The following is a 15,294-nucleotide window of genomic DNA, read 5'->3' on the forward strand; positions in this document are numbered from 1 at the left end:
AGGGATACTACTATACTTTTATGTGTAGTTGTTTATTTACTGCATTTCTATGTAGTAGAGACATAATTTTTGAACTTAGAGGAGGAAATTTTTCTATGGCTAACCAACCAAAGAAATACAAAAAATTCGTAGCTACAGCTGCGACAGCTACATTAGTAGCTTCTGCTATCGTACCAGTGGCTTCTGCTGCAGGATTCACAGATGTAGAAAACAATACTCATAAAGATGCAATCAATGCTCTTTCTGATGCTGGTATCATCAATGGATATGCTGACGGTACATTCAAACCAAACCAAACAATTAACCGTGGTCAAGTGGTTAAATTATTAGGTCGTTGGTTAGAAACTGAAGGCTTTGAGATTCCATCTGATTGGGAAACATCTCAACGCTTCAAAGATCTTCCATTAACAGCTGAAAAAGAATTAGTTAAATATGCTGCTCTTGCTAAAGATGCAGGCGTATTCGCTGGTTCAAACGGCAACCTAAACTACACACAATCTATGCAACGTCAACAAATGGCAGTTGTACTAGTACGTGCTATCAACGAAATCTATGACTTAGATTTAATTGCTGAGTACAAAGAAGCTGGATTCAAGAGCGAAATCTCTGACCTAGGTGCTGCTTTCTCTGCTGAACAACGCGAAGCTATCACTGCTTTAGAATATGCTGAGCTTACAAATGCTGCTAACCTACCTGGTAAAGCATTTAAACCAGCTGATTCAATCACTCGTGGTCAATTCGCTTCATTCCTATACCGTACAATCAACCTTGATATCGCAGTAGATGTAGATGCTACAGTAAAAGCTATCAACAACACAACTGTTGAAGTAACATTTGATGAAGAAGTTGGAAACATCAAAGATCTTGACTTCAAAATTGAAGGTTTAGAAGTTAAAAATGCTGCTGTAAAACAATCTAACAAAAAAGTTGTTGTTTTAACTACAGCTGCTCAAGAAGTAGGTAAAGAATACACTGTAACTTTAAACGGTGAAGAAATCGGTAAATTCAAAGGTGTAGAAGCTGTAATTCCAACTGCTATCGACATCGTTGAAAAATCTCAACAAGAGGTTGTAGGTAACCAAGTAACTGTTAAAGCTAAAGTAACTGTTGCTGAAGGTCAATCTAAAGAAGGTATTCCTGTAACATTCAACATCATCAATAACTATGGTGATAACAGCACAGGTACACTTAACCAACCAATCATTGCTGAAGCAACAACAAATGCAGATGGTGTAGCTACTTATACTTACACTCGTTATGCACAAACTAGCCAACAAATCGCTTCTTCTGATGAAGTACAAGCATACTCAACTGGTAAAGCTTCAGTACGTTCATTTGCAAAAGTATACTGGGCTTCTATTAAACCATTAACAATTACTGAATTAACAACAGGTAACTCAGTAAATAATGGTGCTAAAAAGCAATATAAAATTAAAGCTGCTCTATACCACACAGAAGGCTATACTGCTGCATTCACAGAGAATGGTCAAGTATACCCAGCAGGTAACTACGTAAATATTGCTTACAAAGAAAATATTGATGTAGCACCTGATAAAGCAGTAAAAACTGTAGATGTAATTGATGCGTATGGTAAAAATTTAGGCTATCCAGCTCAATTCACAACATCTTTAGGTGATCAAAACCAAGGTATTAAAGTTGTGAAAATCCCAGTTGATAAAAACGGTGAAGCAATCGTTACATTAACAGGTAGCAATGCTGAATTAACTCCGATTGTGTTTGTAGATAACAAAGAAAATCCACAAAATGCAACAGGTAACCGTGGTCGCTTCAATCCAACTGAGTTATTTGCAGAAGCACCAAAATTAACATTTGGTAAAATCCAAAACTTACAATTAACTTTAGATTCAATTGGAACTGAATATGCAGCTGCTTATATTGGTAGCTTAAATTCAAATGTTTCAACATATACGTATGAAAATGCAGCAGGCGACAAATTATATCGTGATGGAGCAGGTCACCTAGCTATTCTTGCAAATAATGCGGCACTTCCAGCTAATGCAACTTTAATTAACCAAAACAATCCATTACGTGCAGGTGAAATTGTACCAGCAGGATTCACTCAAAAATTCGTTAATACTAACGTTACGGTTCCAGGATTTAACAGTCTTTTCTCAGCTACAAAATCAGTTCACACATACTATAATATTGCTAATGGTGACTCAGCTTCTAAACAATTAGCTGATGCTCTATTCAATGCAGGTGGTCGTGATTATAAAGCTGTATTAAAAGATGAAAAAGGTAATCTTGCACCAACTGGAACACAAGTACGTGTATCCGTAGAAATTGGTTCTGGTGTGAAAACAAATAGCGGTCCTGTTTATTTAGTAGATAAAAACTCTAACTCGATTCACCGTCTAACTGAGAATGCATATAATGTAAATGCAGATAAAGTAGTTGTTAACTTAGCTACTAATGCAAAAGGTGAAGTAGCATTTACTTTAATCGGTGCTAAAGATGCTTACGCAACACCAACTGTATTCACTGAAACAGGTGATAAAGCTGGATTAGATAAAAACGATTTACAACAAGTTGGTGGCATTGCTTACTTCGGTGATGCAATTGTAAAATCAGCTACTTTAACTGTAGATGGTAAAGACGAAAAAACTGTAAGCGTTGGTGATTTAGCTGCATTCACATACCAAACAGTGGATCAAAACAACAAACCATATAACACTTACAATCAATCAAATTTACGTGTAACATTCCAATTCACATCTACATTTGCTGGTGCTGAAGTATATGCAGCAAAAGATGTTGTAAATGGTAAATTAGTTGCTGGTGCAAAACCAATTGGTTATGTAAATATGGGTAGCGCTAATACATCTCCATTCCCAGTTGATGCTGTTGATGGTAAAGCAACAGTTTATGTAAAAGCAACACGTGGTACAACAGTAACTGCAACTGCAAGTGCTAATACTCCATCGTTACCACAAAACTTAACAGCTTCAGCTGTATTTAACTTAAGCAATAATGAAGGTGTACAACCAGGAGTACCTGTAACTGGTAAAGTTATCGCTACAGATCTTGAAAACAATCGTTTATTACTATTATTAAATGATGGTGTAACAGTTCGTGACGTTGACTATAGCGGTGCAAACACTCAATTCTACAAAGGTGGATCTTTAGTTAATATTTCTGAACAAACATTTGAATCTAACAATGGTGCAGATTTACTAGGTAAAGAAGTAACATTCACACTTGCTAAAGATTCAACACCAACAACTGTAAAGAATTCAGATATTTCATCTTCTATTAAGTTTAAAGATGGTGCAAAAATCCATTTAACAAACCCAAATGCAACTTATGATTTCCAAAACCTTACTACTAATAGTGTAGGTAATGCTGAGGATAACACTACAACACCACCTACTAAAGCTAATAAGGTTGATATCTATGTAAATGCAGATAACGTTACAATTAAAAATGCAAATGTATTTGGAAATATTACTGTTGGTGGTCAAGGTTCATCTTCTGATTACCAAGATCAAAAAACTGTACGTAAATTTACAGCTGATAATGTTACATTAAATGGTAACGCATATGTTCACACAAATGCTAAAGAAACATTTAACCTTGTTAATGGTTCAGTATTTGAACGTGTAATCTTAGAAAAAGATGAAAAAGTAGAACTTAAGAATGCTTCAAAAATTGGAGAATTAGTTGTTAAAACTAGTGCATCTATAGTTGCTGGTGACGGCACTGGTACTATTAACTTCATTGCAACTGTTGGATCTGCAAATCTACCTTCAATTGTAACTAATGCTTTAAGTAATACACCAGTTACAGCTGAAACATTAACATCAGTAGTTACAACTTCAGGTGATACAGTTACTTTAACTTTTGCAACTGGATCTAACTTAATAGCTAATGATATTTCAGTAACTGATGGTACAACTACAGGTAGAGGTACTGTAAATGTTACTTCAGCTGATGCTGCAACTGTAACATTTACATCACCAGTTGCTAGTAAGACTCTATATGTAGCACTTACAAAAAATGGTGTTACTAAAGAATACTCAGTAGTAGTGAATCCAACTATTGGTGGTTCAGGTACTATTACGCGTAAATACTAATTTTCAAAAATTAATTTTGAAACTAGTATCTTAATTAAAAAAGACTCTATAGAGAAATTTCTCTATAGAGTCTTTTTGTGTGAAATATTCAGTAGGTTGTGAGCAATTATTAATATCTATGCTTTAAAATCTTTTGTTTCAGTTGTTACTACAAATGTCTTTGTGTTGCTTTTTCTATAGAACACTCAGTCGCATTGGCAAATAAAAGGTAATATTAATGTGGTGATGGGTGTTGTTCTACATACAATGGATAGCCCTTTTTAATGAAAATATAAATACTTCTATTGATATCTTTCGCGAGCAAAGAAAAGTAACTGGGTTATGTAGTGACTATTTTAATGACAGAGTAAGGATAGAGTGATTAGAACCTTTTAGTTAGTGAATATTCGATTGAATTTGCTGGTATTTATAAAACAACGAGGTATAACCGACTTATATCATTAATAGTTTATTACGATTCATAATTCTTACTATTTAAGCTGCGACTTCCATTCAGAATTAATAATTTTATTACAAAAAAGGATAAAGCAATTTTTTTATTAAGTACACTTAATTTCAAATAAATTCTCTTAAAAGTAACAATATCTATTATTAACTGGTAGTCTACCCTACATGTGGATGCTATTTTATAGTATAATAACCTTATGCGAAAAAATGACAAAGTGTGAGAAGGGTAGAGTTACAATGACATTTACTGAACCAATTAGAAAATATATATTATCGGGCTTGGTGGCATTTGTTGTAATTGGTCTAATTGTGGCAAATGTGATGGCCAGTAAGCAAGATGACAAATTTAAAATAAATGAAGCTTTATATACGCAAGCTATTCAGCTACAATCGACAGGTGACATAGCTGGATCAGCAGACGCCATTAAAAAAGTTCTGAAAAAAGAGCCCAATTCAGAGATGGCAAATTATGCAGCAGCTTTAATTTTTGCACAAAACGGCGATATGAAGCAGTCAGCAATTCATATGCAAAAGACGCTAGACTTAAATCCATATAAGGTGGAAGATCCAACATTTATGATTCAATTAGGAGAAATATTTGCAGGTGCAGAGAGATTTGAGGATGCTAAAACTGTTCTCTTACGCTGTCAAGAATCTGCTTGGGCACCAGAAGACATCCCTAATTATCAAGAGCAGGTAGCAACATTGCTAACCCATATTGAAAATTCATTAAAGGAAGGTACTAAAAATGAGTAAGTTCTACGAAAAAGTCGCCTATCGTGATACTGAAGAAGATATACAATCACAAAAATCTGTAGACAAATGGATTTTTGGGCTACTTCTTATTGTCATCGGATTTGTACCTTTAATCGTTATGGCGAGCGTAGTTGAGGTTCAATCACCAATGATAACTAATGTAGGTGCATTAACGGGTGGGACAAAGGGTGACCTTTTTACGCACTATAAAGCGTTAGCTGTATTAGTTGTAACAGTATTAGCAGGCATCATGTTCTTGGCCAAAATTTTATTTATGAACGGTGAAATTCGAAAAACAAAACTAAATTATGCAATAGGAGCATTTGCTGTAGCAATTGTGTTATCAACAATTTTTTCACCAAACATTTCTATTGCATTACATGGTCAATACAACCGTACTGACGGTGCAATTAGCTGGCTATGTTATTTAGCGTTATTCTTTATTGCGATGAATATTGAGTATCCTAAGAAGGCTATTCAATATATTATTTACGCTACTGTTCCGTTTGTTTTAATTAACTTTGTTATTATTACATTAAATTTTTATGGGAAAGATTTACTTCAAAAAAGTTGGGCACAAAAGCTGTTTACAGCGTTTTTACCTGAAGGAGCATCTTTAAGTGAAGGTTCTGTATTATTAGGAACATTAAACCATGGGAACTATATGAGTGGTATGTTTGCAGTTATAGTCATCATGTTTCTAGCTAAAAGCTTAACTGATAAAAAGGTATTTGATAAAATCTTTAGTTTTGTTATGGCGACAATTGCAGTTTTTATAGTGTTTATGTCATTATCTACAAGTGGATTTTTAACAATCGTAGCAATGATGATTTTCATTTTATGGATTGCCCTTAAAAATGAAAAGAAGGTAATTGCTTTTATTCAAATAGTAGCATTTTGTGCTATTTCTGTTGCAGGAATTCATATATTAGCAGGAGAAAACGCCAAGGTTTGGGATGAAACATTCGGTTTCTTTATTTCTAGTAACCCATATAAAGAAGAAGCAACTGTTTTAAATAAAAATTTTTTCGACTTGGAAAAAGCTTATGCATCAGATAACAGCTTCGAGCTTCCAGAGGTTGCTCCTTCAGGTGTAGGGGCAGGATCAGGACGTGTTTATATTTGGACATATATTATGGATTTAGTCAAAGAGAGACCAATCCTAGGTTATGGCCTCGATACTTTAATCTATAATTTCCCACATTATAATAAAGATGCGAGAGCGAATCTTGAAACCGAAACAGTAATTGTGGATAAGCCTCATAATATGTATATTGGGGTTTTATATGGGACTGGAATTATAGGGTTTATAGCCTTTTTAGCAATCGTTGTATTTATAGTTTTGAATAGTTTAAAAGTGATTATTAATGGAAGAAATAAGTTAGTAATTTTGGCTTTAGCAGTATTAGCTTTTTTACTTCAAGCAGTATTCAACGATACATTGCCAGGGACAGCAGCGTCGATGATGGTTATTATGGGTGTAATAATGATAAACAGTAAGGAAGAAACAATATTAAATTAATTAGATGTAGAGGTATAGGGGAATTATTACTTTCCCCTATTATTAATTTAGCTAGTGTTTCTTTATAACCAGGCAGTTTATTAAGGAGTATTTTAAATGATCAAATCAATGATAAGAGAAATAAAATATTTATTTGCTCAAAAATCTTTAATACATCAATTTACAAAAAGAGAAATATCAAATCGGTACAAAGGGTCTTACTTAGGGATAGTTTGGTCTTTTATAACACCGTTAATGATGCTAACAATATATACTTTTGTGTTTAGTGTCATATTTCAGGCGAGATGGGGCACAACGGGCGAAACTAATAAAGTAGAGTTTGCCCTGCTATTATTTACAGGTTTATTTGTTTTTAATGTATTTTCTGAAGTTGTTTCAAGAGCTCCAAGCTTAATTTTATTTAATAGTAATTATGTGAAAAAAGTAGTGTTTCCTCTTGAAATATTACCTATTGTTGCTTTAGGATCAGCGCTATTTCAAGCTCTAATTAGTTATATAATTCTTTTACTAGCAATGCTCATATTAACCGGTACCTTTTATTGGACTGCATTGTTATTTCCAATTATTATTTTGCCGTTACTTTTAATTTCTTTAGGATTAGCATGGTTTTTAGCTTCTTTAGGTGTATATATTAGAGATGTTGGTCAAATTGTTTCCATAGTTTTACCAGCATTAATGTTTATGAGTCCTATATTCTATCCAAGGTCTTCAATTCCAGAAGAATTTCAATTTGTATATTCATTAAACCCAATGACCTATGTAGTAGAAGACATGAGAAGTGCAATTATTTGGGGGGATTTACCACATTGGCATTTGTTAATTATGGGAATAGTTATAGGTGGGCTTTTTGCTGTGTTAGGGTATATTTGGTTTAAAAAGACAAGGAAGGGTTTTGCTGATGTCCTCTAGTAATATTTCAATTAGTGTAAAAAAGCTATCAAAAAAATATCAAATATATGAAAAACCTATAGATCGATTGAAACAATCTTTAACTTTTGGAAAGAAAATGTATTATCGAGAATTTAGTGCTTTAAATGATATTAGTTTTGAAGTGGAGCAAGGACAAACATTCGGTATTGTAGGTCAAAATGGTTCTGGTAAAAGTACATTACTTCAAATGTTAGCTAACACATTAACGCCTACTGAAGGTGAAATTAAAATTAACGGTCGGGTTGCTGCATTATTAGAATTAGGAAGTGGTTTCAATCCAGAATATACTGGAAGGGAAAATGTGTATTTAAATGGTTCGATTTTAGGTGTCTCAGAGGAAGAAATGAATACAAGATTTGCTGAGATTGAGAGATTTGCAGATATAGGAGAATTTATTGATCAACCTGTTAAAACGTATTCAAGTGGTATGTACGTTCGATTAGCTTTTGCTGTAGCTATTAATGTAGATGCAGATATTTTAATTGTGGATGAAGCATTAGCTGTTGGTGATATGATATTTCAAATGAAATGTTACAAAAAAATAGATGAATTTAGAAAACAAGGTAAAACTATATTGTTGGTTACACATGATTTAGGAAGTGTAATAAAGTATTGTGATAATGTTCTTGTTTTAAATCAAGGTCAATCATTAGGAATATACCCTGCTAAAGAAGCGGTTGATGTTTATAAAAAGGTAGTTGTTAATTTACATAAACCACAAGAATCTCTTGAAAATAAGGTTGCTCTTAAAAGTTTTGATACACAATGGAAAACAATTTATCAAATTAACAGTGAAGCTCTTGAATATGGCAATGGGAGTGCGGAAATTCTTGACTTCGGAATTTTTAATGAAAATAATGAATTGATAACAACTGTTACAAAAGGTAGTATATGTTCAATAAAAATGAAAGTTAAGTTTGTAAAATCTATTCAATCTCCTATTCTTGCATTCACAATAAAAGACTTAAAAGGAACAGAAATCACAGGGACTAATACAATGGTTGAAAATATAGCCACAGGAGATGTTTTGTCAGAACAAACTGTAGAAATAGAATTTAAGTTTAAAATGAATTTACAAGGAGCAAACTATTTATTGGCTTTGGGCTGTACTGGATTTGAAAGAGGAGAGTTTGTTGTATATCATAGGCTTTATGATATTATTGCTTTTCAAGTAGTATCAACTAAAAATACTGTTGGATATTATGATTTAGAAGCAGATATAAAAATAAATATGAAATAAGAATAGGTGAACTTATGATTGAGAAGATTGGTAATTTAAGTCTAAATCTAAAATATTATAGTGGCACTGATTTATATAGTGATGGAGATATAGAAGATGAGCTTCTTAAAATTGTAAGTGAAAACTCGGATTATGATGAAATAATTGAACTAGATAATAGATGGCCTATTTTATACCACTTATCTAAACAACGAGGAAATATTATAGACTGGTATCCATTTGAAAAACACAGCAAAGTTTTAGAGATAGGAGCTGGCTGTGGAGCAATTACAGGTATTTTAGCTGAAAAAGTCACTCAAGTAACATGTGTAGAATTGTCAAAAAGACGTTCTTTGATTAATGCCAATCGAAATAAGGATTTTGAGAATGTTGAAATCATAGTAGGAGATTTTAAGAAAATAAAATTTGATTCTAAATTTGATTATATTACATTAATTGGTGTGCTAGAGTATGCACCCTCATTTACAGACTCTGATAAACCTTTCCATGAATTCCTTTTATATGTGAAAAGTTTATTAAAAGAAAATGGAAAATTATTTATAGCAATTGAAAATAGATTTGGATTAAAGTATTGGGCAGGGGCTAGAGAAGACCATACGGGGCAGCTTTTTGAGTCTTTAGAGAATTATTTTGAAAACGATAGGGTACGTACTTTTTCTAAAAATGAATTGACTGAAATATTGAAGGATGTAGGATTTAAAAAAATAGATAATTATTATCCAATGCCAGATTATAAATTACCTTTTCAAATTTTTTCAGATAATAGATTACCTAAAGTAGGAGAGCTTAGAGGACTGATTCACAACTTTGATCAACATAGAATCGAATTGTTTAATGAAAGTAAAGTTTTCGATTCCATTGTTTCGAACAATGAGTTTAGTTTTTTTGCCAACTCTTTTTTGTTTGTATGTGAATGAGAGGAGCTAATAATGTGAATGTTTACAGTGTTCGGTATAGTGTAAATCGGAAAAAAGAATATCAAATTAAGACTGTTATTTACGAAGAAAATGGCATTGTTTCTGTTATAAAGGAACCTTATACAAAATATGGAGAAAATCATATTTATAATATTTACAAAAACTATGAGCTATTAAAAAATTCAGCTATGAATTTAGCAGTCCCAATATTAAAAGGCAATGTAATAGAATTTCCTTTTATTGTTGGAGAAAGCTTAGATGAAAAACTAATTAAGCATGTTAACGAAGAAGATATAAAAAGCTTTAAAGATAAAATTATATGGTTTAAAACAATGTTAGAGAAAGATGAGCTAATTGAATTTATCGTGACAGAACCATTCGAAAGGATTTTTGGGACTGATCATAGCTTCGTTGGCAGTAAGTCTTTAAGTGTGTCTAATATTGATTCTAATTTTGATAATCTCATTATAAATAGTAACAATGAAATAACAATAATTGATTATGAGTGGGTTTTTGATTTTCCAATACCATTAGATTTTATTTTGTATCGCAGTATTAGTAGCTTTATTTCAAAGTATCAATTACCTCGTACATTTTTAGAAGCTATACAGGATTTATTTGTAGAGATGGGGATAACAAAGAATTTACTAATTAGCTTTGACAAGATGGAACAAAATTTTACATCTTTTATTGGACATAACACTCAGATGTATTCGAATTACTTAAAAAACATTTCTAGCTATAAGAATTCTAATGATATTCATATCTTTGAACAAGAGATAAATGGTTACTTACAATTGTTTTGGTCATCAAATGAAATATTCAGCGAGGATCTTTCGACTAAAATTAACTTAACAACAGAAAATCAAAAACAATTTATTGAGATAGACTTACCTGAATCCCCTATAAATCTTTTAAGAATTGATCCTACTACATTTGTCAGTGATATAGATTTATATGGCTCTGTGATTATAGGAGAAAAAGAATTAAATATATTTGATTTAGTAATATCGACAATAGATTGTGTAATTATAGAAAATAAAGAAACTCAAAAGGGAAATGTAATCAGTAGTTCAGGTGACCCGCAAATTTTGTTAAAACATCCTTTATTAAATAATATCACCCAAAAGAAACTAAAAATTGAATTATCCTATAGTAAGAGCATAGAAAATAGTTTAAGTATGGCCTTTAATGTTAAAAATAATGAAATAAAAGATTTGATAAATAAGAATGAGGTATTAGAAGATGAAATACTGAACCTTGTACAGAAAAAAGAGCAATTAAGCTTAGAAACAATTAACCTTTCTCAAGAAATTAATGCATTAAATGTAAAGTTAGAAGAATCGAACAGAGTAATCCAAGAAAAGGTAGAAACAATAGAAAAAATTATTACTTCAAAGGTTTGGAAAATATTAAAAAGAATGAAGTTAGTGAAAATATGATAGCTATGGAGAGGATTGGATGTGTAAAGTAAGTGTAATCATGCCATGTTTCAATGATGGTGAATATATAAAAGAAAGTATAGATTCTGTATTAAACCAAACATATGAAGAAGTTGAATTAATTATTATAAATGATGGATCGACAGATGAATTAACCAATAATATATTAAATAATCTATCGCATCCAAAAATAAAGGTTTTTAAAACATCTAATATAGGTCCATCGGCAGCTAGAAATTTTGGTATAAGCAAATCTACTGGTAGTTATATTTTACCAGTTGATGCAGATGATCTAATTCATTCTTTATACATAGAAGAATGTGTTAAGCAGTTAAAACAAAATGATAATGTTGGAATCGTATATTGCTATGCGGAGTTATTTGGTGAACAAACAGGGCGATGGGATTTACCTGAGTACTCATTCGAAAAGATGCTACTAGATAATATCATATTTGTTACATCAATGTTCAGGAAAAAAGATTGGGAAATTATTGGCGGATTTAATGAGAATTTAGTACATGGTATGGAGGACTATGATTTTTGGCTATCAATCCTAGAGTTAGAAAGAAAAGTAGTTCAATTAAAAGAAGTTTATTTTTATTATAGAATAAAAAAAATATCTAGAACTACAAAGTTTAGCGATGATCCTAGAATAGTTAAAGAAACATATAAAACCCTATATTTGAATCATTCCGAATTTTATCAAAGATATAGTAATGAATATGCAATGGTACTGAGGGACGCTTTAATAGAGCAAATATATATTAATAAAAAGCTAACTGACCTGGGTCCAATACTTAACAAAGTCAAACGTATGGGGAAAGTTAAAAGGTTTATCAAAAAAATATTAATAAGGTAAGAGGTATAGGCTATGATAATTTTCACTTCAATTTGTGCAAACTATTTACACAAAACCAGAACATTAGCTAAATCTGTAAAAGACAATATTCCAGATGCAAAGTTTATTGTTTGTTTATTAGAAAAAGAGTACACACAACTTGCTCAATATGAGTATTTTGACGATGTAGTATTAGCGAAGGATTCATGGGAAGGCAATTTTGAACAATTTATTTATAAACATTCCATAGTAGAGGCATCAACATCCGTAAAAGGGAATTTTTTTAATTATCTTTTTAAAAAATATGAATCAGAGGATAATTTTGTATACTTAGATCCTGATATTTATGTATATTCAGATTTCATAGAATTAAAAGAAGTTTTAAAATCTCGTCCAATTGTTTTATGTCCACATTTATTACAGCCAGGAAATATAGATATGGAACTTTCCAGTACTGCACACGGTGTGTATAATTTAGGCTTTTTGGCTGTCAACAAATCTTTTGAAGAGGCTAGAAAATTTATTAATTGGTGGGCTGATAGATTATATCTATTTTGCTATGATGACAAAGAAAATGGAATTTTTACAGATCAGAAATGGATAGATTTAGCTCCCTGTTTCTTTGATGTAGAGATTTTTAAACACAGAGGATATGATTTTGCACCATGGTCTTTACTTGATTGTGGAATGACTGAAGAAAATGGACAGATATTAATTAAAGGTGATTCTTTAAGGTTTATACATTTCTCAGGATATGGAAGAACTGCTCAAAAGTGTATGCAAGATTGGCTTCCAGAAGGAGAGCATCCTTTTAAAAAGTTATATGCGGAATACTCTGCTTTACATGATGCGAATAATTTTGACAGTGTATCAAAAACAAAATGGTCATATGATTATTATGAGAGCGGAGAAAAGATAGATGATAGCTTGAGAATCAAATATAGAAAAAATTATGATGTAATGTTTAATTGTGATAATCCATTTAAATATTCTAATTTATATTTTAAAAAACATTTAGCGAGTAATGACAATTCAAATGTTAGAAACTATATTTTTAAGGCATTTAATATATACAAAGAAGAAGGCTTTAAGATTCTTGCAAGTAAGGTTTTAAGTAAATTAAGAAAGTAATATTGAAATTATTAATTTAGGTTTTTAGGGAGATAACAATTTGAATGGAAAAAGCAAATTTTATAATTTAAATAATTTTTTAATTGTAACTATATTTTTTATAGCACTTTTTTTAAAAATTTATTATTTTGATACTGAATTAGTACTTTTTAATGATGAAAATGTTTATTTTAATGCAGGTGCAAATTTGGTGGAATATGGAACATTAACTAGTGATAGAGATGGGGCAATTAATAGAGGTGAAAAAATCGCTGAACCTTCATCTTCTATTCAACCAGGATATCCATTATTTATAGCTTTAATCTACAAAATTTTTGGGGATAATCAAGAAATAGTACGATTAGCAAATTTATTAATTAGTATGTTATCTTTGTTCTTCATTTTTAAAATTGCAAAGTTAGTAGGTTTAAGATATCCATATATAATAATTGTTTTGATGTTAGCAACATTATACCCAGGCTTTAATTTTAATACTGCAAAAATTTTGACAGAGCATTTATTCACACTATTATTACTTGGACATACCTATTATTTTGTTAGTTATTTAAAAAATGAAAAAGTTAGAAATCTAATATTTTCCACACTTTTAATTTCTTTTGCGGTATTTGTTAGAGCTCATGCTTTTCCATTATTAATAATGAGTATACTATTCTTGTTTATTTACCAGTGGAAGGATATAAGAAAACTCTTAAATAAAGTAATAATAGTAATTTCTATTTTTGTACTAGTACAATTACCCTGGTGGATAAGAAATTATAGTCAATTCGAAAAATTTATTTTATTCTCAGATGCTGGAGATAACCCTAAAGTCTGGGGTTCCTTACCATACTTTATAGGAATTTTCGAAGTTGATAATCAAACCTTAACAGAACTTTTGAACTCTTCAATTAGACTTGATAGTATTTTATTTTATAAATGGAGAATTTTTGGATTCTTTCAATATATGTGGGCAGATGTTTGGGACGAATATCTTGTACATCCATTTCAAGGGTTAAGACCTTTTTTAATTATACATTTAGTTATTATAGTTCCAACTGTAATCTTATTACCAATAATTATTTTGAGATGTAAAAAAGAAATACTCTTCTTATCTACAATCCCATTACTTTTCACAATAATGAATCTACCATATCACGGATTACCTAGATATGTATGGCCGTCATTAGCTATTGTGTTTGTTCTTTTTGGTTATTTAATGCAATTTATTAATGACAAAAGAGATAAATCAAGGATGTTAATTAAAAGCCTAGAAACAGACCATAATAATAAAATCGATATATTATTTCGACGATCTTATTTTATATTTTCTTTAGTTTTTTCTCTAATATTATTCTTCAGTGTTTATTCTTTTTCCTTTTCTATAGAAAAAGAAATGACGAATTTTAGATTAAAAAAATATGCTAATATTGACGTTGAGGACATTGAAAGCATGAATAAAAATTTCATAGAAAAATATGACTTGGAGTCTTCGAATGTAACTATTGAAAATGTTGAAGAAATCAATCAAAAAAATAAGTTTAAAAATATAGTTAGTGACCCTACTTTAATAAGAGTGAATAATATACCTATAATGGAAAACCATATAAGCAAAATAGAAATAAAATCAAAAGGTGGGTATATTTACGATTACATGACTGTATATTGGAAAACAAATTCTGATTTGGATTTTTCGGAAAGTAAAGTATATAGATTTCCAACAAATTTGTTTGAAAAAGAACAAACTATTTTAGTAGAAGGAGATGTTAGTGATTTAATGATCGTTCCAATTAATTTTAGAGGAGGAACATTTACTTTTAATGAAATTATTATATCAAAATATGGTGGAGATATTTAAAGACCTCCTAATCTCAGAGGTATCTTAATAACTCTATTAAAAAATCAATGCATGTATAAATGATTTTAATTTTTTCATTAGTTTAGGAATTGAGAATAATTATATTTAAGATAAATTTGAATCTTTAATTATTAAAGTTAGAA

Annotated in this window: 10 protein-coding genes; all 10 read left to right on the forward strand. The window is 30.8% G+C overall.

The features are described 5' to 3' along the window. Window positions 1-95: 95 nt before the first annotated feature. The 10 genes from QNH24_RS03405 to QNH24_RS03450 all read left to right on the forward strand — a co-directional run bounded on the left by QNH24_RS03405 (window position 96) and on the right by QNH24_RS03450 (window position 15,151). On the forward strand, window positions 96-4,094 hold the full coding sequence (locus QNH24_RS03405; RefSeq protein ID WP_283870753.1) for an S-layer homology domain-containing protein: 3,999 nt from the start codon (window positions 96-98) through the stop codon (window positions 4,092-4,094). Window positions 4,095-4,712: 618 nt separating this feature from the next. Next, the gene (locus QNH24_RS03410; RefSeq protein WP_283872726.1) at window positions 4,713-5,297 is read left to right on the forward strand and encodes a tetratricopeptide repeat protein; all 585 of its coding nucleotides are present in this window, start codon (window positions 4,713-4,715) and stop codon (window positions 5,295-5,297) included. Further along, window positions 5,290-6,819 carry an O-antigen ligase family protein gene (locus QNH24_RS03415; protein ID WP_283870754.1) on the forward strand — a complete coding sequence of 510 codons (1,530 nt, stop codon included), beginning with the start codon at window positions 5,290-5,292 and terminating at the stop codon, window positions 6,817-6,819. Before QNH24_RS03410 ends, QNH24_RS03415 begins: the two co-directional genes overlap by 8 nt. 96 nt (window positions 6,820-6,915) lie before the next feature. Continuing rightward, window positions 6,916-7,728, forward strand: a complete 813-nt coding sequence (locus QNH24_RS03420; protein WP_283870755.1) for an ABC transporter permease — start codon at window positions 6,916-6,918, stop codon at window positions 7,726-7,728. Next, window positions 7,718-8,989, forward strand: a complete 1,272-nt coding sequence (locus QNH24_RS03425) for an ABC transporter ATP-binding protein (protein ID WP_283870756.1) — start codon at window positions 7,718-7,720, stop codon at window positions 8,987-8,989. Before QNH24_RS03420 ends, QNH24_RS03425 begins: the two co-directional genes overlap by 11 nt. A 14-nt stretch (window positions 8,990-9,003) precedes the next feature. Next, entirely contained in the window at window positions 9,004-9,906 is a 903-nt protein-coding gene (locus QNH24_RS03430) for a class I SAM-dependent methyltransferase (protein ID WP_283870757.1), read from the forward strand. 14 nt (window positions 9,907-9,920) lie between these two features. After that, window positions 9,921-11,348, forward strand: a complete 1,428-nt coding sequence (locus tag QNH24_RS03435) for a hypothetical protein (RefSeq protein WP_283870758.1) — start codon at window positions 9,921-9,923, stop codon at window positions 11,346-11,348. A 19-nt stretch (window positions 11,349-11,367) separates the two neighbouring features. Then, window positions 11,368-12,207, forward strand: coding sequence for a glycosyltransferase family A protein (locus tag QNH24_RS03440; protein WP_283870759.1), 840 nt, complete (start codon window positions 11,368-11,370; stop codon window positions 12,205-12,207). 12 nt (window positions 12,208-12,219) lie between these two features. Further along, on the forward strand, window positions 12,220-13,317 hold the full coding sequence (locus QNH24_RS03445) for a hypothetical protein (protein ID WP_283870760.1): 1,098 nt from the start codon (window positions 12,220-12,222) through the stop codon (window positions 13,315-13,317). A 40-nt stretch (window positions 13,318-13,357) separates the two neighbouring features. After that, the gene (locus QNH24_RS03450) at window positions 13,358-15,151 is read left to right on the forward strand and encodes an ArnT family glycosyltransferase (protein WP_283870761.1); all 1,794 of its coding nucleotides are present in this window, start codon (window positions 13,358-13,360) and stop codon (window positions 15,149-15,151) included. Window positions 15,152-15,294: the final 143 nt, after the last annotated feature.

This window comes from Lysinibacillus pakistanensis (assembly GCF_030123245.1).
GTDB lineage: Bacteria > Bacillota > Bacilli > Bacillales_A > Planococcaceae > Lysinibacillus > Lysinibacillus pakistanensis.